The organism is Sinorhizobium sp. 7-81 (genome assembly GCF_030124405.1).
Classification (GTDB): domain Bacteria; phylum Pseudomonadota; class Alphaproteobacteria; order Rhizobiales; family Rhizobiaceae; genus Sinorhizobium; species Sinorhizobium psoraleae.
Map to the genome: position 1 here is coordinate 757363 of NZ_JASKLT010000002.1, position 25761 is coordinate 783123.

A 25761-nucleotide genomic window follows, 5' to 3' on the forward strand; every position below is an offset into this window, starting at 1 on the left:
CAGTTCAGGCGAATTCCGCGCTCATACGCACGAGGTCTTCCCACAGACTTTCGGCAAAGCCGCGCAGGACCATGATCTCGAAAACGGCAATCTCGATGCGCGTGAGATGCACGGAGACATGCCCGAGCAGGGTCATGGCGGAAGTGCCGACGGGGAATGCGCCGGGATCGAGATCAACCGCCGTGCCCTTGGCGAGCATTCGCTCCACCATAGTGCCTTCGACGCGGATGCGAATGCGCCCGTGGCTCTGGTCGACGGCCGTCGCATGCGGCTGAAGCGCTGCCGAGAGCGCAGCGAACTCGTCCCGAGAGAGCGGCGCGTCGCCGACGATGAACCATTGCCCGGGGCCGGCGGCATGCACGGCACGGTGCGCGGGCCCGGCGGCTTTTTCCAGCACGCCGGAGAGGTCGGGAGCATGGGGCCGCCGGCCGAGAACCTGAACGACGTGGCCTTCCGGCATGGCGGTTAATGAGACGCCGCGTGAAGCCGGTCCGGTCGCCGAACCGAGCGCCGGGCGAAGTGCAATTCGGAAATCAGACATGGAGCCTCTCGTTCGTGGGATCGACGAAGGTCGGATCGCAGAGGATGGCGGGCGTGTATTCGCTTTTCAGCCCATTCCAGACCACGACTTCCTCGCCGAGGCGCTCCGGTCCGCGTTTGACGAGCGCGAGGCCGATCGTGCAGCCGACATGCGGCGAGAAGGCGCTCGAGGTGACATGGCCTTGATCGTTCTCGAGCGTCGCCGCTGCGTTTTTCTCCAGGATGTGCGAGCCCGTCTTGAACGATGCGGTTGGGTCAAGAGGGCGCACACCGACGAGACGGAGCCGGTCGGAGGCCTTCAAGCCTTCCCGCTCCAGCATAGCCTTGCCGATGAAATCAGCCTTTGTCGCGGAGACCAGCTTGCCGAAGCCGAGATCATCCGGGATGACGGTGCCGTTTATTTCCGAATGGGTGACATGGCCCTTCTCGATGCGCAAGACACCGAGCGCTTCCGTCCCGTACGGCTGGAGACCGTATTCGGCGCCCGCATCCATCAAGATATCGGCGACGCTTTCCGCATAGCCGGCGGGTACGGCCAGTTCATAGGCAAGCTCGCCCGAGAAGGAGATGCGGAAGAGGCGTGCGTGCAATTTGCCGCCGCAAAGCGAGACTTCCTTCGCAGCAAGGAACGGGAAAGCCGCACTGGAGATGTCGTCGTCGACGATCTTCTCCAGGACCAGCCGAGCCTTCGGTCCGGCGATCGCCATCTGCGCCCATTGATCGGTGGCCGAGGCGAGACGGACATCGAGCTCGGGCCAAAGTGCCTGGGCGCAAAATTCGAGATGGTTCATGACACCCGCCGCATAGGCGGTCGTCGACGTCATGAAGAAATGCTCTTCGCCGAGCCGGCTCGTCGTGCCGTCGTCGTAGATGAAGCCGTCCTCGCGAAGCATGAGCCCGTAGCGCGCCTTGCCGACCGGCAGCTTCAAGAAAGCGTTGCAATAGATCCGGTTCAGGAATTCCGCGGCGTCCGCCCCGAAGATCTCGATCTTGCCGAGCGTCGAGACGTCGCAGAGCCCGACGTTCTGCCGGACGTTGACGACCTCGCGATCGACACTTTCGCGCCAGGTCTTTTCGCCGCCGCGCGGAAACCAGGCCGACCGATACCAGAGGCCGGTCTCGACGAAGATCGCGCCGTTCTTGGCGGCCCAGTCATGCAGCGGCGACTTGCGGACCGGCTGGAAATGGTACCCGGAATGTGCGCCGGTCAGCGCACCGAACGACACCGGGGTATAGAAGGGGCGGAATGTCGTCGTTCCGACCTCGGCAGGAGAAACGCCGCGTGCTTCGGCGAGAAGCCCCATCGCGTTTACGTTCGAGAGCTTGCCCTGATCGGTCGCCATGCCGCTGGTCGTATAGCGCTTGGCGAGTTCCACATGGCCGTAGCCCTCGCGGACCGCAAGGCCGATATCCTTGAGATGCACGTCGTTCTGAAAGTCGACGAAGGCCTTGCCCTTGATGCCGGGGATCGACCAGAGAGGTTTTGCCGGGCGGTTTTCCTCTTCCGCCTCGACGTTCGGCAATGTCGCCGGCCGGCAGGAGAAACCGAGCTCGCAGAGGATTGCCGTGGCTTGCGCGGAACCCTCCTGCATGCACGCGGCAATGCCGGCCGTCGCAGCCGCGGCGCCGGCGATCCTGAGGCCCTTCAGGTCTTTAGGCGCGAGAAAGGCGGCCTTTTCTTCCGACCAGCACGGCTTGCTGCCGCGATGACAGGCGAGATGGATGATCGGGCTGAAGCCCCCCGCCATGGCGAGGGCATCCACCGCTATCGTTTCCGACCGGCCGTCGCGCAGGACCTCGATGGCCGACACCGATTTGCTGCCCTTTGTTCGGGACACGACCGCGTTTGCGATAACCCGCGCCTTTCCGCGATAGCTGGGGGCCGCCGTCGGTCGGCTATCGACGATGGCAGTGACGTCGACGCCGGCCGCTTCGAGATCGCGCGCGAGAAGATAGCCGCTGTCGTTGGAGGTGAAGATGGCGGTCGCCTTGCCTGGTGCGACCCCATATCGGTTGAGATAGGCGCGCATTGCGCTCGCCATCATCACGCCGGGGCGGTCGTTGCCGCCGAAGACCAGCGGGCGCTCTTCGGCGCCGGTCGCAAGCAGAGCCTGTTTCGCGACGATGCGCCACAGCCGCTCGACCGGCAGATGGCTCGCCGGGTCGCGCACATGCTTCTGCACGCGTTCCACCGCACCGAAGACGTTGCCGTCGTACCAGCCGAAGACGGTCGTTCGCGTCATCAGCCGGACGTTGGGCATCGACTGCAGTTCGGCGCTCGCCCCGCCTGCAAAGTCGCTTGCCGTCTTGCCATCGATCATGGAGGTGTCGAAAAGGAGCGATCCGCCCGGCATCGAGCCTTCATCGATGAGAATGACCCTGGCGCCGGCGCGCCCGGCAGTCAGCGCCGCGGCGAGCCCGGCCGGACCGGCGCCGACGACGAGCAGGTCGCAATGCGCCCAACTCTTCTCGTAACTGTCGGGGTCCGCTTCATAAGTTGCCGTGCCGAGGCCGGCGGCCCTTCGGATGAAGGGTTCGTAGAGTTTCTCCCAAAGCGGCGCCGGCCACATGAATGTCTTGTAGTAGAAACCGGCGCCAAGGAATGGCGACAGGAGTCCATTCAGGGCGCCGACGTCGAAATCGAGCGACGGCCAACGGTTCTGGCTCCTGGCTTCAAGTCCCTCATAAAGTTCCTGGACGGTGGCACGCGTGTTTGGCTCGGTGCGTCCGCGGCGGCCGATGGTGACGAGCGCATTCGGCTCGGACGCGCCCGCTGTCAGAATGCCGCGTGGGCGATGATATTTAAAGCTCCGGCCGACGAGCATCTGTCCATTGGCAAGCAGGGCGGAGGCAAGCGTGTCGCCTTCAAAACCCTGCATAGGCTTGCCATCGAAGCTGAAGGCGAGCGGCGCGCCGCGATCGACAAGACCACCCTTGGCGAGGCGATAGGAGGTCATGGCCGGACCCCCGCCAGTTTTGCGGCGGCGGCATCCAGACAGAGTTCGACCTCATGGCTTGCCGTGTCCCGGGTCACCACCAGCCAGCGGCGGCAACCGGAGGTATGATGCCAGTATTCCCGATGGATGCCCCTCGGATTGTCGCGCAGATAGACATACTCCGTCCACGCCTGATGGCCGGCGTCGGGCGCTGGGCGGGATAGAACCGCACCCTTGATCGCGAACTCTTCCTTGGGCCGTGCGCCGCAATGAGGGCACGAAATGAGACTTGCCACGCTTGTCTATCCTCTTTTGCGGGTTGCTCAGTGAAGGTTGGGCTGCGCCCCCATACCCTTTTCGTCGATAAGGAAGCCCCTCTCGAACCGGTCGAGGCGAAATGCTCTTGCGGTCTTCTGCGCCTGATCGCGGGCGATCAGATGGGCGAAGCAATAGCCGGAGGCGGGCGTCGCCTTGAAGCCGCCATAGCACCAGCCGGCATTCAGATAGAGATTGTCGAGATGGGTGCGGTCGATTATCGGCGAGCCGTCCATGCTCATGTCCATGATGCCGCCCCAGGAGCGTAGGACACGCACGCGCGACAACGCCGGGATCATAGCCTTGCCGGCTTCCGCGACATGCTCGACCGTCGCGAGATTGCCGCGCTGGGCGTAGGAATTATAGCCGTCGAGGTCGCCGCCGAAGACGAGCCCGCCCTTGTCCGATTGCGACACGTAAAAATGGCCGGCGCCGAAGGTGACGACGCAATCGATGAAGGGCTTCAGGCCTTCCGAGACGAAGGCCTGAAGCACATGGCTTTCGATCGGCAGGCGCAGATCCGCCATCGCCGCCACCTGCGAGGAATTGCCGGCCGCCGCAAGCGCCAGCTTGCCGCAGCCGATGAAGCCCCTCGTCGTTTCGACGCCGGTGACGCGGCCGCTTTCGCGCCTGATCGCGGTGACCTCGCAGTTCTGAATGATGTCGACGCCGCGGCTGTCGGCTCCGCGCGCGTAGCCCCAGGCGACGGCGTCGTGGCGCACCGTGCCGCCGCGCCGTTGCAGAAGGCCGCCCTGGATTGGAAAGCGGGCATTGTCGAAATCCAGGAAAGGCAGCATCTCGCGCACGGCGGCCTGGTCGAGGAGTTCGGCGTCGACGGCATGCAGCCGCATTGCGTTACCGCGGCGGGTATAGGCATCGCGCTGCGCATCGGAATGATAGAGATTGAGCACGCCGCGCTGCGAGACCATCGCATTGAAATTGAAGTCCCGCTCCAACCCCTCCCAGAGCTTCATGGAGAGCTCGTAAAACGGGTTGTTTCCAGGTAGCAGATAGTTGGAGCGGATGATCGTCGTGTTGCGGCCGACATTGCCCGAGCCGACATAGTTCTTCTCGAGCACCGCGACATTGGCAATTCCGAATTCCCTGGCGAGATAATAGGCTGTCGCCAGCCCGTGACCGCCGCCGCCGACGATCACCACGTCGTAATGCGCCTTGGGCTGAGGGTCCCGCCATGCGGCGCGCCAACCGCGGTTACCGGTAAGGCCGTTTAACAGAATGGAGAGAGCTGAGTAGCGCATCGCGGGAATCCCTGAGCATCTGCCCTCTTGATAACGCGGTCGGAATGGAATGAACTGCAGAAACGAGACGATTTCCTGCACAAATGGGCCACTGCGATGACCGAGGCGAAAAATATCCAGAAAATGGGCTTTGTCCTGATCCGGAATTTTGCGCTGATGTCCTATGCCTCCGCGATCGAGCCGTTGCGCGCGGCAAATCTGATCGCCGGCCGCGATCTCTATCAGGTGAAGCCCTTGTCCTTCGCCGGCAGATCGGTCGTCAGTTCCTCCGGAGTCGCCGTCGATTGCGAAGACGCCGCCGCAAACGCGAAACATTTTCACACGGTCTTCGTTTGCGCCGGCGGTGGGCGGGCAGACTGGGAAGAAGCCGCCCCCCTCTATCCAGCACTCCGCAGGCTCTCGCGCGAAGGCGTGCGGATCGGCGGCATTTCCAGCGGCGCTTTCATTCTTGCGGCGGCCGGTCTCCTCAACAATCGTGATTTCACCATCCACTGGGAACATGCGCCGGTGTTGCGAGAGGCATTCCCGGATCTCAGCCCTCGCCAGGCGCGCTATGTGCTCGACGGCGATCGCATCACCTGCGGCGGCGGCGTTGCGCCGCTCGACATGATGCATGCGCTGATCTCGGAACGGATGGGTTCGCACTTCGCCCGCCGCGTCAGCGACTGGTATCTTCATACCGCCATCGCGGAACCGGCGGATCCGCAGAGGGCGTCGTCGGCGGAGCGCTTCGGCACCACGCATCCTGCGCTTCTCGCGATACTCGAAAAGATGGAGGCAACGATCGAGCAGCCTCTTGAGCGCGCCGCCATGGCGCGCTTTGCCGGTATCAGCCCGCGGCATCTGGACAGGCTTTTTGCGCAGCATCTCCGATCGGGGTTCCTCGAAACCTACCGGCAGACGCGGTTGCGCCACGCCAGGCGCCTTCTCGAACAGAGCCCTCTCTCGATCTCGGAGATCGCGTTTGCCACCGGTTTCTCCAGCCCGGCCCATTTCTCACGCGCGTTCAAGGCACTTTTCGATCGGACGCCGGGAGAGTGTCGCCGCTGAATTTTCTTGTGAGCTGAAGAAAATTTCCTTTGCGGCACGCGCCGGCGCGACGCCGAACGAGGCGGTCAAAGCGTTGTTCGGCGCAGACGCGGTGGCCGCGCTGACGCATGCGAATTGAACCGGGACGGTGGACAGAAGCCGCCGAAGGACGTCGCCGATAAAGACCGCTTTCGATCTGATGCGCGAGAACCGCCCGTGATTTCGCGGGCCACTCCGGCTTTACATTTCTTTACATTCGCCCAGAACGCTCGAAACATCGCTCAGCTAGCTTTCCTCCATTGCAGCAGGCGCTGCGGAGCAAAGGAGACTAACGATGGAAAACGATGACAAGAACCTGTCGAGCCCGAACGCCAGCGAACCCGCTTCGAAGGGCTGGGGTCGGCGCGCCGCGATCGGCGGTCTCGCAGCCGTCACGGTTGTCGGCGGGATCGGTTATGCAGCCGCGCGCAGCGACGATTTCGGCTTCGGCATGGGTCGTTTCGGCATGGGCGGCCAGATGATGCACGCGCATATGGGAGGCGGCTTTATGGAACACCGGATCGGCTCCGTGCTCGACGAACTCGATGCGACACCCGAGCAGGAAGACAAGCTTTGGGACATCATCGACAAGGCGCGCTCTGAGATCAGGCCGACATTCCGGGACTTCCGCGAGACGCGTGAGGAGGTTATCGAACTCCTCGGCGCGTCGACCATCGACCGCACCGCCGCCGAGAAACTGCGCAGTGAGCGCATTGCGGCCATCGACGAGGCCTCGCGCAAGATGACGACCGCGCTCCTCGACGCCGCGGAAGTGCTGACGCCGGAGCAGCGCGCCAAGCTCGTCGAGCATCTGAAGGAGCGCAGGGGTCACGGTCGGTGGTAAGACTTGCCCGGCTACTGCATGTTTCCTTAAGAACATGCAACAATTCAAAAGCGCTACAGCGACCTTTGCGCGTCTGATAGGACGGGCGCGCTGTAGGCAACTCAAACGGAGCGCAAGAAATGGCGGAACGGGTCTTGATCGTTGACGACGACACGCGCCTCTCCGCCATGCTTGCCGACTATCTCTCCGGAAACGGATACATCGTCCACACCGCGGCGACGGCTACGGCGGGACTCGCTGATCTCGGTCGCCATGGGCCGGACGCCGTGATCCTCGACGTCATGCTTCCCGATCTCGACGGTTTCGAGACCTGCCGGCGCATGCGTGCCGTCTCGGACGTGCCGATCCTGATGCTCACGGCCAAGGGCGAAGAGACAGACCGCATCGTCGGGCTGGAGCTCGGGGCCGACGACTATCTGCCGAAGCCGTTCAATCCCCGCGAACTGCTGGCGCGGCTGAAGGCGATCCTGCGCCGCCGCAACGGCAGCGCGACGGTTTCGCGCACTTTTCGCTTCGGACGGCTGGAGATCGATCCGGGATCCCGCTCGGTCCGGATCGACGGCCGCGAATGTGCGCTGACCAGTTACCAGTTCGACCTGCTTGTGGCGCTTGCCGAAAATGCCGGCCGCACGCTGTCGCGCGAGCAGTTGATGGACGCGGTCAAAGGCGAGGAGCTGGATGCGTTCGACCGCTCCATCGATGTCCACATCTCACGCATCAGGGCGGCCATCGAGAACGATCCCAAGCATCCGAGGCGCATCATCACCGTGCGCGGCGCCGGCTATGTCTTCGCCCGTTTCCAGGACGACGAGAGGTAAAGCATGTCGCCCAAAAGTATGCAGCGGTTTTTAGGGCAACGACATGCGTAAAACCAGGGATGCATGTCGCCCAAAAGTGTGCAGCGGTTTTGGGGCAACGACATGCATCAAGACAAAGCATGTCGCCCAAAAGTGTGCAGCGGTTTTGGGGCAACGACATGCATCAAGACAAAGCATGTCGCCCAAAAGTGTGCAACGACGTGCATGAAAACAGAGACCTAGAGTGATGCGCAGTCGGCTGTTTCTGAAAATATACCTAACGCTGCTGGCGAGTCTTGCGGCGGTCGCCGTCGCCAGCGCCGCCTTCGTGTGGCTGGGGCAGGGCGAGGAGGAGTCCAGTTGGCAGAGCCAACGCGCGCGGTTTGTCACCGCGCTGATTCCGCCCGATATGGACCGGCGGTCGGTCGAGGCGACGTTGGAGCGGTTTTCTCGGGCCTTCGATGCCGACATAGCGGTCTACGATCCGGGCGGCAAGCTGATCGCGAGCGCCGGCCGTCCGCTGCCGCCCGACATCGTCGACCGGCCCTGGCACCACGGCAGGGGCAACTTTCACACCATGGTGACCGAGTTGCCCGACGGTCGCGCGGTAGCCGCGCGCATGGAGCGGCCTTTTCGCCCGGCCGGCCGCAATCCGCTCGCCTATCTGGCGTTGATCGCCGGCGTCATCGGGCTCGCCGCCTATCCCGTGGTGCGTCACCTGACCCGCCGGCTGGAGCGGCTCCGCGGGGGCGTGGATGCCTGGGGCAGGGGCGATTTCGTGGCGCGTGTGCCGGAGGACGGCAGCGACGAGGTCGCGGCGGTGGCGAAAAGTTTCAACAGGGCGGCCGATCATGTCGAGCGATTGATCAAGTCACACCGCGCTCTGCTCGCCAATGCCAGCCACGAATTGCGCTCGCCGCTTGCGCGCCTGCGCATGGCGATCGATCTCTATGAGCAGGCGCCGGACAAGAGCCGCAAGGAGGAGATAGTCCGCAACCTCGCCGAACTGGACACGCTGGTCGAGGAGATCCTGCTGGCGAGCAGGCTCGACCATGTCGAGAAGCTCGATGCGCCCGAGTCCGTCGACCTCCTGGCCCTGGTCTCGGAAGAGGGGGCGCGCAACGGCGTCGAGGTCTCCGGCACGCCGGCGACTGTCACAGGCGATGCGCGCCTGCTCGGAAGGCTGGTTCGCAATCTCATGCAGAACGCGCTGCGCCACGGCGCCCCGCCGGTCACAGCCACTGTCGCGCAGGCAGGCAGCATGGTGGAACTCAGGGTCCGCGATCACGGGCCGGGCATACCGGATAGCGAGAGCGCCCGCGTTTTTGAGCCGTTCTATCGACCCTCGGGGCGCAGCGAGGCGACGGGCGGCTGGGGCTTGGGGCTGGCGCTGGTGCGCCAGATCGCCGAGCGCCACGGCGGCGCGGTCCGTTACGAATCTCCTTCGGACGGCGGCGCCTGCTTCGTCGTGACGCTTCCGGCGAATCGGGCCGCCCGAACGATGCACTGAAGGATGCTGCCTTTCACTCTGGCTGCGATTTCCGGATCCCACCGGTTGCGGCCACTATTGTCAGATGTTCTCCTTGTGCGCCCGCATGGCAGGCCCTCCGGAACTCAGCCGGCCTGCGGTAGCGATCTTAGCGCGTCCGATTGGGCGCGCGGCGATGTAGCAGCACCGGCAAGGCTCGCGATACCGACTAAGCCGTCGATTCTGGTAAGCTCGTGCGCTCCAGCTCGATGACGCTCGACCGATACGCCCGGTACGATCTCAACGGGAATGCCTTCGCCGTCCAGCCGTCGGATTTCCTTGCGCATTCCGGCAGATGCGGTGGGGTCGCCGGATTTGAGGCGCACCACGCGCTTGCCTGCCCGGACAAGCCCTGTCATCGCATTGTGAATCTCCTCGTCGCCACCCGGGGCGCGGCTGCTCTGTCGATTGACGAAAAAGCGCTTTGCTTCCCGGCGGGCGAGTTCGAGCACCTCGTTCGAGATCGGTTCGTCGAAGAGAATGACATCAGCCGCCTGCAAGGTACGAACGGCCTTCAACGTCAGGAGTTCGGCATCGCCCGGTCCCATGCCGACGATCGTGACGCAGCCGATGGAGACGGAGGTCGCGTGCAAGCGATCCACCTCCTCCATCAGCCGCGCCTCGACACCCTCCTCCGGTGTCTCCAGAAACGCGCGATCGACGAACCGCTCCCAGAAGGCGCGGCGCGGAGCGCCGGGATTCAGTCGAGCGTTGACCCGTTCGCGGATCGCCTGCGCAATCGCCGCCCAGCCCTTGATCGCCGGCGGCAGCAGGGCTTCGATCCGGCGGCGGATGGCTTGCGCCAGGATTGGCGCCGCGCCGTCGGTCGAGATCGAGACGACGACCGGCGAGCGATTGACGATCGATCCGAACTGGAACTGGCAGAAGGCCGGCTTGTCGATGACATTGACGGGAACGCCCGCCGAACGCGCGGCATTGAAGAACGCCTCCGCTTCGGCATCGCCATCGCAATCGCCGATCGCCAGGGCGGCGCCGGAGAAAACGCCGCCGTGCCAGATTTGGTCGTGATGGACGAGGCGGCCGTCCTCGTGTGCGGCGCCGCGCTTCAGGAGACCCAGAAAGACGCCGCTCAATTGCGAGCGCGGCGCGTGAAGATGAACCTCCGCCCCACAGGCTGCCAGGAGTTCGGCCTTCCAGGCGGCGGCGTCGCTGCCGCCGGCAATCACGACGCGCTTCTTCTTCAAGCTCCAAAACAACGGCAGGGTGGCGAGCGGAGCGACGCGTTGCGACGAGGGTCGTGCGGTCCGGTCATTCAGCGGCAGCGGCAAGACATCCATCGATGATCCCCCTGATCTCTGCGCGGCAGGAGCCGCAGTTGGTGCCGGCGCTAAGCCTCTCGCCGATCGCCTCGACACTGTGGCAGCCGTCTCGAATTGCGCCCGTGATGTGGTTGACGCCGACGCCGAAGCAGGAGCAGACGGTCGCGCCCGGGTCCTCTCTGCCGGCGCCGGGGCGCCCCGCGGCGACCGCAAAGCGCATGCTGAGGTCGGCATGCGAGGTGCAAAGCTGGGAGACTGCCCAGTTGCGGGCGACCGCCACCGGCCGCGACGAGAGGAACAGGGCCGCAAGCAGGCGATCGCCGTCAAAGAATGCGAGGCGAAGCTCGCCGGACTGACGGTCGGTGTAGCCGATCGGCTCGATTCCGGCAGGAATGGAAAAGCTTTGCCGGCACCAGCCGATCCAGTCCAATTCCGGTTCGGCGAAGGCAAGCTCGACGCGCCAGCCGCCCTCGGCCTTGGCGAGTGCCCAATAGGCGGCATCCATTGCTCCGGGTTTCCGGGCGGAGACCGCGAAACCATAGGCCCGGGCGGCGAAACGGGCAGCCTTGACGGCCACGTTTTTCGACGCCGGTTGCCCGGACAACGGGTCGGTAATCGGCGGCACCAGCGCGTCGATGCGGGCCCTCGAAGCGAACTGGTCGTTCCAGTGCATCGGCACGAAGAGGCTTCCCTCTGCCTGCCGCTCCGTGAGAAGCGCCCGGACGATCGCTCGTCCGAACGGGCTCTCGATCATCACCAGATCGGCATCAGCGACGGCGAGCTTTTGTGCGTCGCGCGGGTGGATTTCGGCAAACGGTTCGGCGATGTGGGCGGAGAGTCGGGCGCTCTTTCCGGTCCGGGTCATCGTGTGCCAATGGTCGCGGACGCGGCCGGTGTTGAGCGTGTAGGGATAGGCATCGTTTGCCCGTTTCGAGACCGACGCGCTGATCGCGACGAAGCTGGCACGCCGATCCGGATGGTAGAACCCGCCGTCGGCGAAAAAACGTCTTCCTTGGGGCTGCGTACCCCGGGCCCGCGGCCACTGGAAAGGCTTCAGATCGTCGTAAGTCGCCTTGTCGATCGCCGCGTGCGCGCCGATGTCGAAATCGCGGCGGCCGTCGTTCTCGAAGCCGGAAAGGGCGGCATGTTCGGCGAAGACCTCGGCGGCGGAGGCATGGGCGAAGGCCTTGGCGAAGCCCATGCGCCGCCCGACCTCCGCCAGTTGCCACCAATCAGGGCGTGCCTCGCCGGGCGCATCGAGGAAGGCGCGCTGGCGGGAAATGCGCCGTTCGGAATTGGTGACCGTGCCGTCCTTCTCACCCCACCCAAGCGAAGGCAGAAGCACGTGGGCGTGGCGGCTCGTATCGGTCTCCCGCAGGATATCGGAGACGACGACGAAGGGACAGGCCTTGATCGCGGCCTCGACCGCATCCGCATCGGGCATCGAGACGACCGGGTTTGTCGCCATGATCCAGAGCGCCTTGATCCGCCCGTCGGCGACGGCGCGAAACATGTCGACGGCCTTGAGGCCGGGTTTGCTCGCGACCGCCGGTGCGTCCCAGAAGCGCTGGACGAGATCACGGTGAAGGGGTTTTTCGATGTCGAGATGGGCAGCGAGCATGTTGGCGAGTCCGCCCACCTCGCGCCCGCCCATGGCATTGGGCTGGCCGGTCAGCGAGAACGGACCCATGCCCGGCCGGCCGATCCGGCCTGTTGCAAGATGGCAATTGATAATCGCATTCACCTTATCGGTGCCGGAGGCCGACTGGTTCACGCCCTGGCTATAGCAGGTGACGACCTTTTCGGTTGTCTCGAACAGCCGGAAGAAATCGAGCAGCTGCGTCTGCGAAAGCCCGGTCAGGGCCGAGAGTTCCGCGACATCCAGCGCGGAAGCGACCGCAAAGGCTTCGGCGAAGCCTCTTGTGTGCGCGGAGATATAGTTCTGATCGACGGCGCCGCTCGCAGCGAGATGGGCGAACAGGCCATTGAAGAGCGCCACGTCGCTGTCGGGCGCAAGCGCCAGATGCATGTCGGCGATGTCGGCGGTCATCGTGCGGCGCGGATCGATGACGACGACCTTCATCTCCGGGCGGTTCGCCTTGGCCGCGGCAAGGCGCTGATAAAGGACCGGATGGCACCAGGCGAGGTTGGACCCGGTGAGCACGACGAGATCGGCAAGCTCCAGGTCTTCGTAAGCACCGGGAACCGTGTCGGAGCCAAAGGCGCGACGGTGACCGGCAACAGAGGAGGACATGCAGAGGCGTGAGTTCGTGTCGATGTTCGCCGAACCGATAAAGCCCTTCATCAGCTTGTTGGCGAGGTAATAGTCTTCCGTCAGCAATTGCCCGGAGACGTAAAAGGCGACCGAATCCGGGCCGTGCTCGGCAATGCTTTCCGCGAAGCGGCTGGCGACGAGATCCAGCGCTTCGTCCCAGCCTGCGCGGCGGCCGCTGATCTCCGGATGAAGGAGGCGGCCGTCGAGATCGATGGTTTCGGCAAGCGCCGAACCCTTGGAACAGAGCCGGCCGAAATTGGCCGGATGCTCGGGATCGCCCTTGACGCTGACCGCACCGTCATCGCCCACGCGGGCGATGACGCCGCAGCCGACGCCGCAATAGGGGCAGGTGGTCTTTACGCTTTTCTCATGGACCGGTTCTGGCATTCGATCTTACCAATTCCTCGTTTGGACCCCGGGGTCGCGGCCGTAGCATCGCCTGGGAAAGTGATTCCTGTCGTGGACCCTTCCCGGCAAATCAGGCAGGCGCGCAAAACAAAAACGCCATGCAATCAGCCAAGTCACAAAGGACAAGGACGAATTACACAGCGTCGATGCTGGCGCCTGGATTTATAGGCTGGCGGTGGTTCCGCTCCGTTGCGGATGCACCGTTTGTAATGTGGTCAGCGCGACTATCGCGGCCTGACTTGCTTCATTCGTATATTGGCAAAAGACAGGTGATTGCACAAGATTTAATGATTCGCGTCTAGTGCATAAAAAATGAGCAAATGCACGGTCAGCCGAAGTCTTTCAGAAGCATGCCGAGAATTATCAGGCTCAGGAGGATCGTCAGGCACTGCCAGAACAGCAGAGGATTGCGTTCCATCAGCGACTGCGGACGAGCCCCGACCAGCTTTGAATTTGGATGCGACAGGTCGTACACGAACTCCGACAAGGCCTGATATCGCTGGCCCGGGTCGGGGTGGATCGCCTTGCGGATCGCGGCCTCCACCCAGTCCGGCACGTCTAGCCGAATCTCGCACAGGCTGTCGAATCGCAGTTTCTGCTGCTGTTTCCGGTTTCTTGTTCGCGCGACGGCGGCGCCGTAGGGCAAACGGCCGGTCAGCATCTGGTAGGCGATTACGCCGAGCGAATAGAGGTCCGACAGCTCGCTGCCCCGCTCTCCGACAAAATACTCCGGCGCCGCATACTGCACAGTACCGAGTATATCGCCGCGATCGAGATCCGGCGCCGCTTCAATGACGCCGGCCACCAGCGCCGAGCCGAAGTCGATGATTTTCACCGTGCCGTTCCGATCGATCATGAGGTTCTCAGGCCGCAGGTCCTGGTGGATGATTTCCTTGCGATGAAGGGCGCGAAGCCCGTCAGCAATCTGACCAATGATGTCGCGCACAGCGCGTAGCTCGGCTCGCGGGCGGTCGGCCATCCATTGGGCAAGGGTCTCGCCGTCGACGAACTCATTAACGAGGTAGAGAGATTGGCGCGGCGTCAGCGGATGCCGGCTCCTCAACACATGCACGCTCGAAATGCGCCGTGCGATCCATTCCTCCATTGCGAAGCGCCGAAGGTAGTTCTCGTCCTCTCGCATGTCAGCCGATGTAAATTTCAATGTCACGCTCTCGCCGGTATGCGGATCGGTGGCGAGAAAGATATGGCTGCGGTTACTCGCATGGATTTGCCGATGAATCCGGTAGCCTTCGAACTCTCCAGGCACTCGGGGCAAGGGTGCCGGAGCCAACGAATCCGTCCTGTCGAAAACCGGCTCCAGATCGTCGTCAGGCAAGCCCTCGATCCGGACGATCTGGATCGTCAGGTTATCGCTGCTTCCCGCCTCATATGCCGACGCGGCAATATCTGTCGCTGACGCAGCAAGGTCGGTGCTCGATGCGATGATTGCGGCGATCTTGCGGGACGAAATGCTGTGGTGGATTCCGTCGGTGGTCAGCACGAAAACATCCCCGGGCTGGACATCCAGCCGGCGGTAATCGATTTCGACAGACGGCAGCAGCCCTAGCGCCCGACCGAGATAGCTTTCGCTCTGTGACGGCGCCAGGCGGTGGTCGGTGGTCAATGGCTCGAGATTACGGTCGGAGAGTCGCCAGATGCGGCTGTCGCCGACATGGAAGAGGTGCGCTCTTCGACCCTTCAAGACGAGCGCCGAAAACGTTGTCACATGAGCGTGGTCGCGATCCTCGATGCCCCGGTTCTGCGCGTTGAGCCAGGAGTTGGTCGCGTCGATAACACGGCTTGCGGCGGTCTTTACGGTCCAGGCATCGGAAGTACAGTAATAGTCTGTCAGGAAGCTCTTGACCGCAGTCTCCGCGGCAATATGACTGACCGGGCTCGAGGAAATGCCATCGGCAATCGCGAGGGCGACACCCTTCATCATGAGGCCGGCGCCGCCCGGGACGATCGCGCCATGGAAATCCTGATTGATCGCCTTGCGGCCCGCTGCCGAATACTGGCCGAGTGAGACCTTGAGCTTGCCCGACTCGAGAGACTTCAACATCCAATCTTCCCAACAGGAAGCGGTCCCGCCGTCTTCCGGCGGGACCAGCAGGTCACGTTTTCACATCATTCGGCGGCGACGAGTCGCGTGGCGGGCTGTTCGGTTCCCTTGCGGCTCGGCGAGGTCTTGTAATGGGTGGCGTAGATCATGCCACCGACGAAGGTAAGGCCGCCGACGAGGTTTCCGATGACGGTCGGGATTTCGTTCCAGAGAAAGTAGTCCATCCACGTGAACTGACCGCCGAGCATGATGCCCGAAGGGAAGAGGTACATGTTGACGATCGAGTGCTCGAAGCCGAGATAGAAGAAGATCAGGATCGGCATCCACATGGCAATCACCTTGCCGGAGACCGAGTTCGACATCATTGCCGCGATGACGCCCGTCGAGACCATCCAGTTGCACATGACGGCCCGCACGAAGAGCGTCAACATGCCGGCGGCTCCGGCGGCCGCATAGCCGAGCGTTCGCGACTCGCCGATGGTGCCTATCTTTTGCCCGATTGCGTTGGGCTCCTGCGAAAAACCCATGGTGAAGATGATCGCCATGAAGACGGCGGTAGTCATTGCGCCCGCGAAGTTTCCGACAAAGACGAGGCCCCAGTTGCGCAGCACCCCACCGATGGTCACGCCGGGACGTTTGGCGATCAGCGCCAGCGGCGCCAGCGTAAACACGCCCGTCAGCAGATCAAAGCCCATGAGGTAAAGCATGCAGAACCCGACCGGAAAGAGCAGGGCTCCGATCAGCGGCTCTCCCGTATTGACGTTGATGGTGACCGCGAACGCCGCCGCGAGCGCCAGAATGGCACCGGCCATATAGGCACGGATCAGAGTGTCCTTTGTGGACATGAAGACTTTGGACTCGCCCGCATCGATCATCTTCGTGGCGAATTCCTGGGGTGCTACGTAGGACATCGCGCTTCCTTTTCGCGTTCAGGAACGGCTCAGCGAGCCGCATGGTTGTTTGCAAGGTCGAGATAGATTTCTCGACCCTCGATCCGGACCGGGAAGGTTGATGTCCTTCCATCGTCCGCGCCTTGAGCTTCGCCCGTTTCAAGTGAAATCACCCAGTTGTGGAGCGGACATGTGACGCAGCCGTCATGAACGATCCCCTCGCTGAGCGGCCCGTTCTTGTGCGGGCATTTGTCTTCCAATGCGAAGATGCGATCATCGACGGTCCTGAAGACAGCAATCTTCGTTTCGCCCTTGTGGACGCGCCGTGAGCCCTGGCGTGGGATATCGTCGACGGTGCCGACCAGAATCCACGCGGCCTCAGTTCTAAGATTGTGAGCATTCATTCCGCTGCTTCCTTCTGGATGACGGCCATCGGCCTGAACTCATGCTTGTCCTTGCCGGAGACGCGCTCCGACCAGGGATCGACCTGAGCGAATTTCTGGCTGAAGACGAAGCGGTCGAAATAGGCCTTGCGCTTGTCGGCGTCGTCCATGATCTGGCGACGGATCTCGTCGAGACCGATGCGTTTCGCCCATTTGTAGATGCGTTCGAGATAGCGGGCCTGCTCGCGGTACATCTGCGTCAGCGCGACGATGTGCTCCAGCGCCTCGTCCTCGGTCTTGACGAGCCCGAGGACCTCCGTGCCCTTGATGTCGAGTCCGGCCGCACCGGCGAAATGGATCTCGAAGCCGGAGTCGACGCAGATGACGCCGACGTCCTTGCAGGTCGCTTCCGCGCAATTCCTTGGACAGCCGGAGACGGCCATCTTCACCTTGGCCGGCGTCCACGAGCCCCACATGAACTTCTCGATGCGGATGCCGAGCCCGGTCGAGTCCTGGGTGCCGAAGCGGCACCATTGCTCGCCAACGCAGGTCTTCACCGTCCTGAGGCCTTTGGCATAGGCTTGGCCGGAGACGAAGCCGGCCTTGCCGAGGTCGGCCCAGACGGCGGGCAGGTCCTCTTTCTCGATGCCGAGCAGGTCGATGCGCTGGCCGCCGGTCACCTTGACCATCGGCACGTTGAACTTGTCGACGACGTCGGCGATGGCGCGCAATTCCTTCGAACTGGTGACCCCGCCCCACATGCGCGGGACCACCGAATAGGTGCCGTCCTTCTGGATATTCGCGTGGACGCGCTCGTTGATGAAGCGTGACTGGTAGTCGTCGGCATATTCGTCCGGCCAGTCGCAGACGAGATAGTAGTTGAGCGCCGGCCGGCACTTGGCGCAGCCGCAGGACGTCTTCCATTCGAGCTCCTGCATGACGGCGGGAATGGACTTCAGCTTCTTCGCCTTGATCAGGCGGCGGACGTCGTCGTGCCCGAGTTCTGTGCAGTTGCACATCGGCTGGACGGCGGCCGGGTTGTAGCTGTCGCCGAGCGTCAACGACATCAGTTGCTCGACAAGACCGGTGCAGGAGCCGCAGGAGGCGGACGCCTTGGTGTGGGCGCGCACGTCGTCCAGCGACGTCAGGCCCTTCCCGGTGATCGCCCCGACGATCTTGCCCTTGCAGACGCCGTTGCAGCCGCAGATCTCCGCATCATCCGGCAAGGCTGCAACGGCCGCCATAGGGTCCAGCGGGGACCCTCCCTGGTAGGCCTGGCCGAAGATCAGCGTGTCGCGCATCTCGGTGATGTCGGTGCCGCGCTTCATGAGGTCGTTGAACCAGGCACCGTCCGCGGTCTCGCCGTAGAGCACCGTGCCGATGATGCGGTTCTCCTTGAGCACCAGACGCTTGTAGATGCCGGCAGTGGCATCGCGCAGCACGATTTCCTCTCGTCCGTCGCCATCGGCAAAGTCGCCAACCGAAAAGAGATTGATGCCGGTCACCTTGAGCTTCGTCGGCGTATCGGAATGCACGAAGGCGGCGCTGCGTTCTCCGGCAAGATGGGCGGCGGCAACCCGCGCCATTTCATAAAGCGGCGCGACGAGACCGTAGACCATGCCTCCGACTTCGGCGCATTCGCCGAGCGCCATGATATCCCCGTCCGAGGTCTGCATGCCGGCGTCGACGACTATGCCGCGGTTGACGGCGAGCCCAGCTTCCTTGGCAAGGCCGACATTCGGCCTGATGCCGACCGCCATCACGACCAGCGTTGCCGGAATGATGCGCCCGTCGTCGAGCTCGATGCCCTCGACCTTGCCCTCGCCAACGATCCGTTTGGTATTTGCCTTGGTGATGACCTTGATGCCGCGCTCCTCGACCGCCTTCTGCAAGAGATAACCGGCGGCCGGATCCAGCTGGCGCTCCATCAGCGTCGACATGACGTGCAGCACGGTGACCTCCATGCCGCGCGCCTTCAGACCGGCTGCCGCCTCCAGGCCGAGCAGGCCGCCACCGATGACGATCGCCTTTTCGCGCGACTGGGCGGCAAGCAGCATCGCCTGCACGTCGTCGAGATCGCGATAGGTGATGACGCCGCGTAGATCCTTGCCGGGAACGGGAATGATGAAGGGCACCGAACCGGTGGCGATCACCAGCTTGTCGTAGCTTTCCGTGACGCCGTGGTCGGAGGTGACCGTCTTGGCGTTGCGATCGATCGCAACGATCTTGTGACCCTTGTAGAGGGTGATGCCGTGCTGGATGTACCAGCCGTCGCCGTGAATGACGATCTGCTCGTAGGTCTTTTCCCCGGAAAGAACCGGCGACAGCATGATGCGGTCGTAATTGACGCGCGGTTCGGCGTTGAAGATCGTTACTTCATAGCGCCCGGGCGCCTTTTCGAAGAGTTCTTCCAGCATGCGGCCCGGCGCCATGCCGTTGCCAACGATCACCAGTTTCTCTGTCATCATTTCACTCCGCGGCTTGTTTCTTGAGAGTTTGGGCGGACAACATGGTTCGTGCGGCGCGCTTGTTCCGGATCGCTTCGAGATGTTCGGGATCGGGGTTGGCGCCGCCTTCATAGGCTTCCAGGAAGTCCAGGAGTTCCTCGCGGTAGGCGTAGTAGTCGGGGTGCGACAGAAGCTCCTTGCGCGAGCGCGGCCGCGGCAGGTTCACTTCCATGATGTTGCCGATCCGCGCGTTCGGACCGTTCGACATCATCACCACCCGGTCTGCGAGCAGGATCGCTTCGTCGACGTCGTGCGTGACGCAGATTGCCGTCACCTGGGTCCGCTTCCACACGTCCATCAGCACTTCCTGAAGCTCCCAGCGGGTGAGGCTGTCGAGCATGCCGAAGGGTTCGTCGAGGAGGAGCAGTTTCGGCGACAGAGCGAACGCCCGCGCGATGCCGACACGCTGCTTCATGCCGTTCGACAGGTCGGCCGCGAGCCGGTGCGTCGCATCGCCGAGGCCGACGCGCTGCAGGTAATATTCGACGACGTCGCGCCGCTCGGCCGGTGTGGCATCGGGATAGACCCGGTCGACGCCGAGCGCGACGTTTTCACGGGCGGTCAGCCAGGGAAGCAGGGACGGAGCCTGGAAAACCACCGCCCGGTCCGGGCCGGCGCCCGAAATTTCCCGTCCGTCAAGGATGATGCCGCCGGACGAGATAGGGTTGAGGCCGGCCATCATCGACAGAACGGTCGACTTGCCGCATCCGGAATGCCCGATGATCGAGACGAATTCACCCCTGTTCATCTTGAGGTTGAAGCCGTCGACCACCGTCAGGGGACCTTTCGGCGTCGGATAGACCTTCCGCACCTCGAAAAACTCGACATAGCTCTTCTCGATCGCGGAACGCGCCTTTCGGGCATAGGCGTCCGGCAGCTTGGCGCCGGCCAGCTTCTGCGTGATCGGCACGACGTTCGGCAAGGCCACGGCGCCGCTTTCGGCCGTGCTGCGCCCTGCGCCCAGATCCATCAGATATTCGGTGACGGCGCCGCGAAGGCGGATGAACTCGGCGTTCGAGTTCATTTCCGCGCGTTCGCGCGGGCGCGGCAGGTTCACCTCGAAGCTCGGCCCCAGCGATGCCATCGGGCCGGGCGTCAAGGGAATGATCCGGTCGGCAAGCAGGATCGCCTCGTCGACGTCGTTGGTGATGAGGATGATGGTCTTCTTTTCCTTTGACGAAATCTCTGCGAGTTCGTCCTGAAGCTTCGAGCGGGTGAGCGCGTCGAGCGCCGAGAGCGGCTCGTCGAGCAGGAGCACGTCGGGCTGCATCGCAAGAGCTCTTGCCACGGCAACGCGCTGGCGCATGCCGCCCGAGAGCTCCGCAGGCCGCCGTTCCGTCGCATGGGACAGGCCGACCATCTCGATATAGTACTGAACGATCCTCGTCCGTTCGGCCTTGCTCTTGCCGGAGTGCACCGCGTCGACCGCAAGGGCGACATTGGCGCGGACCGAGAGCCAGGGCATCAGCGAATAGGACTGGAAGACGACCCCGCGCTCTGGCCCGGGACCCGACACTTCCTTGTCGCGGAAGAGCACCGCGCCCAGATCCGGCATCGTCAGGCCGGCGAGGAGGGAAATCAGCGTCGATTTGCCGGAGCCGGAAAAGCCGACGATGGCAATGAACTCGCCTTCCTGAACCTTGAGGTTCACGCCCGAGAGGACGTCGTTGCGCGACTTGCCCTCGCCGAAGGACTTCGAGACGTCGCTCAGTTGAAGAATTGTCACGGGCGCCTCCTACCGGTTCGACGTGAAGGTGAAGGCGGACTGGAGGGCATACATGACCCGGTCCAGAATGAAGCCGATGATGCCGATCGACAGCACCGCGACCATGATGCGGGCGAGCGAGTCGGACGAGCCGTTCTGGAACTCGTCCCATACGAACTTTCCGAGGCCTGGGTTCTGGGCGAGCATCTCAGCCGCAATCAACACCATCCAGCCCACGCCCAGCGACAGCCTGAGGCCGGTGAAGATCAACGGAAGGGCGGACGGCAGAACCAGCTTGCGGATCGTTGTCGCGGTCGAAAGCTGCAGGACCTTGCCGACGTTGACCAGGTCCTTGTCGATCGAGGCGACGCCGAGCGCGGTGTTGATGAGCGTCGGCCACAGCGAACAGAGGGTCACGGTCACCGCCGAGATCACCAGGGACTTCGGCAGCAGGCTCGACGGATCCGCATAAAGTGCCGAGACGACCATGGTCACGATCGGCAGCCATGCCAGCGGCGAGACCGGCTTGAAGATCTGGATCAGCGGATTGATCGCGCCGCTGATCGTCTTGGAGAGACCCGAAGCGATTCCGAGCGGTACGGCGACCAGGGTCGCGATTACGAAGCCGAGTCCGACCGTCATCAGCGACGTCGCGATCTGATCGATATAGGTTGGCTTGCCGGTGAACACACGATGCTTCACCTGGTCGGGCTTGCCCTCGGCGACGAGCTTGGCGTTGCGTTCGTCCTGCCGGGCATAGAAGGCGGCTGCCTTGCTCCGTTCCGCAAAGTGGTCCTGGAGGAGCACGTTCGCCTGGCTGAAAACGGCGGCAGGCCCCGGAATGGCACCAAGCGAGGTTTGAACCTTGGGCGCAAGAAAGCCCCAGAGGGCCAGAAAACACAGGATGCCGGCAAGCGGTACCAGCAGCACTTTGCGGATCTCTGACATCTGCTCGGCGACATTGTCGCCGGCGGCCATGCGCAGGATCGGGGTCACCCAACCAAGCCCGAGCACGTTGAGCCAACCGGCGGCCTTATTGATCCCCTGAAACAGACGCTCGCGTCGCGCTAGTTTCGATTGAGCCACGGTGATCGCTTGAGTCATGGATTTGTCTCATCTGTTGGAATTGTGGTCTCGGAACCGGCGGCCACGGATTTCGCGCCGCCGGCTCGAAGTTCAGCCGCCGACGACGTCCGACCCGGATATCGTCTGTCCGTTCTTCAGCCCGATCTTGAGGGAGTCGATGTATGCGTTCGGCGCCTTCGCATCGAAGGCGACACCGTCGATAAAGTCGGTGGTCGGCGCCCTGTAGCCGTCGGTGCCGAAGGGGAAGTCGCCCTTGTCGGCGGTACCCTCTTCAACCAGCATCTCGGCTGCCTTCATGTAGATGTCCGGCAGGTAGACGGATTTGGCCGTTTCCGCATACCAGGCATCGTCCTTGTGCTCGGCGATCTGACCCCAACGGCGCATCTGCGTCAGGTACCAGATGGCATCGGAGTAGAACGGATAGGTCGCGTTGTGGCGGAAGAACACGTTGAAGTCCGGAACGTCGCGCTTGTCGCCTCGCTCGTATTCGAAAGTGCCGGTCATCGAGTTCGCGATAACGGCGGCGTCGGCGCCGACATATTCGCTGCGCGACAGAATTTCGACGGCCTCGGCCCTGTTAGCATTGTTGTTTTCGTCCAGCCATTTGGCTGCGCGAATGAGCGCCTTGGTGAGCGCAAGCGTCGTGTTCGGGTATTTTTCGGTGAAGTCCTTGGTCAGCCCGAAGACCTTCTCCGGATTGTTCTTCCAGATTTCGTAGTCGGTCACGACCGGTACGCCGATGCCCTTGAAGACTGCAGCCTGGTTCCAGGGCTCGCCCACGCTATAGCCGACGATCGTGCCGGCCTCGAGGGTGGAGGGCATCTGTGGCGGCGGCGTCACCGAAAGGAGTGCATCCGCTCTGATCTGTCCCGCGACATTTTCCGGTGAATAGAACCCCGGATGGATGCCGCCGGCAGCCAGCCAGTAGCGAAGCTCGTAATTGTGGGTGGAAACCGGAAAGACCATGCCGAGATTGAACGGCTTGCCCTCGGCCTTGAAAGCCTCCACGACGGGCTTCAGTGCGTCGGCCTTGATGGGATGGACCGGTTTGCCGTCGTCGCCGAGCGGAATGTTCTCCTTCATCATCGCCCAGACGTCGTTCGAGACGGTGATGCCGTTGCCATTCAAGTCCATGGAGAAGGGCGTGACGATATGCGCCTTGGTGCCGAAGCCGATGGTGGCGGCGAGCGGCTGACCGGCGAGCATATGCGCGCCGTCCAGTTCGCCGGTTATCACGCGATCGAGCAGCACCTTCCAGTTGGCCTGCGGTTCGAGCGTGACGAACAGACCCTCTTCCTCGAAGAAGCCCTTCTCATAGGCGATCGCGAGGGGCGCCATGTCGGTGAGCTTTATGAAGCCGAGCTTGAGTTCGTCCTTCTCGAGCTCCAGCATTTCGGCGGACGCGAAAGAGCTGGCGCCGACGTAGAGCGCGGCCGCCCAGGTGGCGACGGTCGAACACTTCGCGATTTTTCCAATGGAAGGCCTGCTCATGCTGTTCTCCTGTTTATCGGCGATGGGAGGTTCGCCTGCGGTTGCGACGTTCGGGACAAAAGAAAAAGGCTGCCAAAACCGAATCCGACGCTCTGCCTCGTTCAGAGCGCGTTCCCGGTTTGGCAGCCTTGCCTTCTGCGCCCTTCATTGGACGCGGGTTATTTCGAGCGGACCTCTATGGCCCTACGCTTTCCTCAATGCAGGATCCGTGCCAGTTCGGGACTGTGCCGATTTCTTCGGTTTTTCAGGGATGTACCCAAAGCGCCGATTCACTGGTGAGCGGCTCTTAAGCTGTTCCTTGAATAAATTTTGCGCAGTGCACAATAATCGAGCAACGGCAGGAGGCGGGTTCAGCGCTGGCTCGCGACGTAGTCGTCGAGCCGGTCCGGGTCGAAGATCCGGCCATCGAAGAAGCCGTCGGGGCCTAGAACAAGTCCCTTTTCCGAAGCGCCGACCGGCGCCGCGACGGTCAGGGCGCCTTCGACCTTCATATTGGCGCCGGGCATCGGCGCGGCGATCGGCTTCAACGCCTGTCGGTAGATGTCGGGCCGGTAGGTGTCACGCGCGCGCTCGGCCAGCGCCGCCGAATGCGGCGTGTGTCCCCAGCGCACCATCTGGCTGTAGAACCAGAGGGCATGGCTCTGCCAGGGAAAGGTTGCGCCCTTGGCGTGCGGGACGAAGAACTCCGGAATATAGCCGGTCGCGCCACTGCCGAGCGTCAGTCGGCCCGTAAGGATCGGCATGAGCCTCTCGTGTGGCAGATCAAGATAGGCAGGCGTGCTCATCAGTGCCGCGAGTTCTTCATGGTTGGCGCTTTCGCCGCACCACATCGAGCTTCGGTAAAGCGCGCGCAGCAGGGCGTCCAGCGCCGGGCGGTTTTCCGAGGCGAACCGGGCCGAAACGCCGAGCACCTTTTCCGGGCTCAGCCGCCAGATCGATGCTTTGGTGGTGACAATGCGCCCGGCATTGCTTGCGACCGCAACGCTGTTCCACGGTTCGCCGACGCAGAAGCCGTCTATCGCGCCGGTCGAGAGCGCATCCGCCATCAGCGGCGGCGGGACCACCACGATCTCGACGTGCCTTTCCGGGTCGATGCCGCAGCCCGCGAGCCAGTAACGCAGTTCGTAGTTATGGCCGGAGAAAGGGTGCACGACGGCAAAACGCAGCGGCGGCTCGCCCGAGGCGCGGCGGCGTTCGACGACGCGCCTGAGTGCTTCGCCATTGGCGCTCGGGTCAGTGCCGGGGCCGGCGTCCTCGGCAGCCATGCGGCCCCAAAGGTCCTGCGAGACCGTCACCGCATTGCCGCCAAGTCCGAGTGCAAGGGGCGCCACGAGTTCCAGCGACAGCGGCGTCAGGCCGAGATTGGATGCAATCGGCATTGGCGCCAGCATGTGGGCCGCCTGGAAATGGCCGACGGCGATCCGATCGCGGATATTGGCCCAGGAGGTTTCGCGGACCAGATGCACCGACAGGCCCTCGTCGCCGGCGAAACCCTTCTCGATGGCCGCGACCAGCACTGCGCTGTCGAAGAGGGGCATGAAACCAAGGGTGATATCGGCGGTGGCAGCCATTCACAGATCCTCCAGCAATCCCGCCGCCAGTACCAGGCTTTGTGCGATTTCGGCTATTTTGCGGTTCTGGTTCATCGCGGTCGTGCGCAGGAGTTTGTAGGCCTCCTCTTCGCCGATGCCGCGCGAGTTCATCAAGATGCCCTTGGCGCGATCGATCACCTTGCGGTCTGCAAGCTCGCTGCGAGCGTCCGCCAGTTCGCGTTCCATGCGTGAAAAGGCGTTGAAGCGGCTGATCGCCATGTCGAGGATCGGCTTCACGCGTTCCTGCCGCAGCCCGTCCACGACATAAGCCGAAACGCCGGCATCGATCGCCGCCTCGATCATGCTGCTGTCGGAGCGATCGACGAACATGGCGATCGGGCGCTTAACCGAGCGAGAGAGCTGGAACATGCTCTCCAGCAAATCGCGATTGGGATTTTCGAGATCGATGACGATCACGTCCGGCTGCAACCGTTCGATCACGCGCCCGACACCATGGACGTCGTGCACGACGCTTACGCGGCTGTGGCCGGCATCGCGCAGTCCCGCCTCGATGATCGAGGCGCGGATGGCGTTCTCGTCAATCACGAGAATGGTCAGGTCGCGGTGATTCATGCGGCGATCATGATGCAGTGCAGCAAATTTCGCAACATACCTGCCTAAAAAATTTGCGCTTCCGCAGGTTGCATGAATTTAAGGCGGAGGGGAGCTCGGCATCGCTCAAAACCGCTGAGACTTGAACTGATCTGCACGCCCCTCCATCTATTTTGAACACAGCGTGCCAATTCTTTCGGTCCTTGGTGAGCGGCGATGGTCACTGCTGTTTGAGGATCAGAT

At 63.0% G+C, this 25761-nt stretch carries 19 protein-coding genes; 4 read left to right on the top strand and 15 right to left on the bottom strand.

The window, feature by feature from the left end; all coding sequences use genetic code 11:
• Nucleotides 1-4: 4 nt before the first annotated feature.
• The 4 genes from QN224_RS10775 to QN224_RS10790 are packed head-to-tail and all read right to left on the bottom strand — an operon-like array spanning nucleotide 5 to nucleotide 5050.
• Complete coding sequence (locus QN224_RS10775; RefSeq protein ID WP_173512163.1) at nucleotides 5-541, bottom strand: sarcosine oxidase subunit gamma family protein; 537 nt, start codon at nucleotides 539-541, stop codon at nucleotides 5-7.
• Nucleotides 534-3497, bottom strand: a complete 2964-nt coding sequence (locus QN224_RS10780; RefSeq protein ID WP_283976640.1) for a sarcosine oxidase subunit alpha family protein — start codon at nucleotides 3495-3497, stop codon at nucleotides 534-536. Before QN224_RS10780 ends, QN224_RS10775 begins: the two co-directional genes overlap by 8 nt.
• Nucleotides 3494-3772 (bottom strand): sarcosine oxidase subunit delta, encoded by a 279-nt coding sequence (locus tag QN224_RS10785; protein ID WP_283976641.1) that lies wholly within the window; start codon nucleotides 3770-3772, stop codon nucleotides 3494-3496. The genes QN224_RS10780 and QN224_RS10785 overlap by 4 nt, the downstream gene beginning before the upstream one ends.
• Before the next feature lie 27 nt (nucleotides 3773-3799).
• Entirely contained in the window at nucleotides 3800-5050 is a 1251-nt protein-coding gene (locus QN224_RS10790; protein ID WP_283976642.1) for a sarcosine oxidase subunit beta family protein, read from the bottom strand.
• A 96-nt stretch (nucleotides 5051-5146) separates the two neighbouring features.
• Here QN224_RS10790 and QN224_RS10795 point away from each other — a divergent pair, with 96 nt between their 5' ends.
• From QN224_RS10795 to QN224_RS10810, 4 genes are all read left to right on the top strand, one after another.
• Entirely contained in the window at nucleotides 5147-6100 is a 954-nt protein-coding gene (locus QN224_RS10795; RefSeq protein WP_283976643.1) for a GlxA family transcriptional regulator, read from the top strand.
• A gap of 313 nt (nucleotides 6101-6413) precedes the next feature.
• A complete protein-coding gene (locus QN224_RS10800; RefSeq protein WP_283976644.1) occupies nucleotides 6414-6962 on the top strand; it encodes a Spy/CpxP family protein refolding chaperone in 549 nt (182 codons plus the stop codon).
• 119 nt (nucleotides 6963-7081) lie between these two features.
• Nucleotides 7082-7780 (top strand): response regulator transcription factor, encoded by a 699-nt coding sequence (locus QN224_RS10805; RefSeq protein ID WP_283976645.1) that lies wholly within the window; start codon nucleotides 7082-7084, stop codon nucleotides 7778-7780.
• Between the two features lie 226 nt (nucleotides 7781-8006).
• Nucleotides 8007-9269 carry a HAMP domain-containing sensor histidine kinase gene (locus QN224_RS10810; protein ID WP_283976646.1) on the top strand — a complete coding sequence of 421 codons (1263 nt, stop codon included), beginning with the start codon at nucleotides 8007-8009 and terminating at the stop codon, nucleotides 9267-9269.
• A 104-nt stretch (nucleotides 9270-9373) separates the two neighbouring features.
• On the opposite strand, the gene QN224_RS10815 is transcribed toward QN224_RS10810, so the two are convergent.
• The 11 genes from QN224_RS10815 to QN224_RS10865 all read right to left on the bottom strand — a co-directional run bounded on the left by QN224_RS10815 (nucleotide 9374) and on the right by QN224_RS10865 (nucleotide 25539).
• Nucleotides 9374-10585, bottom strand: a complete 1212-nt coding sequence (locus QN224_RS10815; RefSeq protein WP_283976647.1) for a siroheme synthase — start codon at nucleotides 10583-10585, stop codon at nucleotides 9374-9376.
• The gene (locus QN224_RS10820) at nucleotides 10557-13229 is read right to left on the bottom strand and encodes a nitrate reductase (protein WP_283976648.1); all 2673 of its coding nucleotides are present in this window, start codon (nucleotides 13227-13229) and stop codon (nucleotides 10557-10559) included. The genes QN224_RS10815 and QN224_RS10820 overlap by 29 nt, the downstream gene beginning before the upstream one ends.
• Before the next feature lie 349 nt (nucleotides 13230-13578).
• On the bottom strand, nucleotides 13579-15312 hold the full coding sequence (locus QN224_RS10825) for a bifunctional protein-serine/threonine kinase/phosphatase (RefSeq protein ID WP_283976649.1): 1734 nt from the start codon (nucleotides 15310-15312) through the stop codon (nucleotides 13579-13581).
• A gap of 65 nt (nucleotides 15313-15377) precedes the next feature.
• Nucleotides 15378-16223, bottom strand: coding sequence for a formate/nitrite transporter family protein (locus QN224_RS10830; RefSeq protein ID WP_283976650.1), 846 nt, complete (start codon nucleotides 16221-16223; stop codon nucleotides 15378-15380).
• Between the two features lie 29 nt (nucleotides 16224-16252).
• Complete coding sequence (gene nirD, locus QN224_RS10835) at nucleotides 16253-16606, bottom strand: nitrite reductase small subunit NirD (RefSeq protein ID WP_269285980.1); 354 nt, start codon at nucleotides 16604-16606, stop codon at nucleotides 16253-16255.
• Nucleotides 16603-19050, bottom strand: coding sequence for a nitrite reductase large subunit NirB (gene nirB, locus QN224_RS10840; protein ID WP_283976651.1), 2448 nt, complete (start codon nucleotides 19048-19050; stop codon nucleotides 16603-16605). The genes nirD and nirB overlap by 4 nt, the downstream gene beginning before the upstream one ends.
• 4 nt (nucleotides 19051-19054) lie before the next feature.
• Nucleotides 19055-20818: a nitrate ABC transporter ATP-binding protein gene (locus QN224_RS10845; RefSeq protein WP_283976652.1), complete on the bottom strand. Its 1764-nt coding sequence runs from the start codon at nucleotides 20816-20818 to the stop codon at nucleotides 19055-19057.
• Nucleotides 20819-20827: 9 nt separating this feature from the next.
• Nucleotides 20828-21901 carry an ABC transporter permease gene (locus QN224_RS10850; protein WP_283976653.1) on the bottom strand — a complete coding sequence of 358 codons (1074 nt, stop codon included), beginning with the start codon at nucleotides 21899-21901 and terminating at the stop codon, nucleotides 20828-20830.
• Between the two features lie 72 nt (nucleotides 21902-21973).
• Nucleotides 21974-23374 carry a CmpA/NrtA family ABC transporter substrate-binding protein gene (locus QN224_RS10855; RefSeq protein WP_173512179.1) on the bottom strand — a complete coding sequence of 467 codons (1401 nt, stop codon included), beginning with the start codon at nucleotides 23372-23374 and terminating at the stop codon, nucleotides 21974-21976.
• Nucleotides 23375-23724: 350 nt separating this feature from the next.
• Nucleotides 23725-24945: a CmpA/NrtA family ABC transporter substrate-binding protein gene (locus tag QN224_RS10860; protein WP_283976654.1), complete on the bottom strand. Its 1221-nt coding sequence runs from the start codon at nucleotides 24943-24945 to the stop codon at nucleotides 23725-23727.
• Complete coding sequence (locus QN224_RS10865) at nucleotides 24946-25539, bottom strand: ANTAR domain-containing response regulator (protein WP_283976655.1); 594 nt, start codon at nucleotides 25537-25539, stop codon at nucleotides 24946-24948. It abuts the gene before it with no gap.
• Nucleotides 25540-25761 lie beyond the last annotated feature (222 nt).

Bases quoted from the DNA above. Each gene is read 5' to 3' on its own strand.
- QN224_RS10775 (WP_173512163.1), bottom strand. From the start codon at position 541: ATGTCTGATTTCCGAATTGCACTTCGCCCGGCGCTCGGTTCGGCGACC.
- QN224_RS10780 (WP_283976640.1), bottom strand. From the start codon at position 3,497: ATGACCTCCTATCGCCTCGCCAAGGGTGGTCTTGTCGATCGCGGCGCG.
- QN224_RS10790 (WP_283976642.1), bottom strand. From the start codon at position 5,050: ATGCGCTACTCAGCTCTCTCCATTCTGTTAAACGGCCTTACCGGTAAC.
- QN224_RS10795 (WP_283976643.1), top strand. From the start codon at position 5,147: ATGACCGAGGCGAAAAATATCCAGAAAATGGGCTTTGTCCTGATCCGG.
- QN224_RS10800 (WP_283976644.1), top strand. From the start codon at position 6,414: ATGGAAAACGATGACAAGAACCTGTCGAGCCCGAACGCCAGCGAACCC.
- QN224_RS10805 (WP_283976645.1), top strand. From the start codon at position 7,082: ATGGCGGAACGGGTCTTGATCGTTGACGACGACACGCGCCTCTCCGCC.
- QN224_RS10810 (WP_283976646.1), top strand. From the start codon at position 8,007: ATGCGCAGTCGGCTGTTTCTGAAAATATACCTAACGCTGCTGGCGAGT.
- QN224_RS10815 (WP_283976647.1), bottom strand. From the start codon at position 10,585: ATGGATGTCTTGCCGCTGCCGCTGAATGACCGGACCGCACGACCCTCG.
- QN224_RS10820 (WP_283976648.1), bottom strand. From the start codon at position 13,229: ATGCCAGAACCGGTCCATGAGAAAAGCGTAAAGACCACCTGCCCCTAT.
- QN224_RS10825 (WP_283976649.1), bottom strand. From the start codon at position 15,312: ATGTTGAAGTCTCTCGAGTCGGGCAAGCTCAAGGTCTCACTCGGCCAG.
- QN224_RS10830 (WP_283976650.1), bottom strand. From the start codon at position 16,223: ATGTCCTACGTAGCACCCCAGGAATTCGCCACGAAGATGATCGATGCG.
- nirD (WP_269285980.1), bottom strand. From the start codon at position 16,606: ATGAATGCTCACAATCTTAGAACTGAGGCCGCGTGGATTCTGGTCGGC.
- nirB (WP_283976651.1), bottom strand. From the start codon at position 19,050: ATGACAGAGAAACTGGTGATCGTTGGCAACGGCATGGCGCCGGGCCGC.
- QN224_RS10850 (WP_283976653.1), bottom strand. From the start codon at position 21,901: ATGACTCAAGCGATCACCGTGGCTCAATCGAAACTAGCGCGACGCGAG.
- QN224_RS10855 (WP_173512179.1), bottom strand. From the start codon at position 23,374: ATGAGCAGGCCTTCCATTGGAAAAATCGCGAAGTGTTCGACCGTCGCC.
- QN224_RS10860 (WP_283976654.1), bottom strand. From the start codon at position 24,945: ATGGCTGCCACCGCCGATATCACCCTTGGTTTCATGCCCCTCTTCGAC.
- QN224_RS10865 (WP_283976655.1), bottom strand. From the start codon at position 25,539: ATGAATCACCGCGACCTGACCATTCTCGTGATTGACGAGAACGCCATC.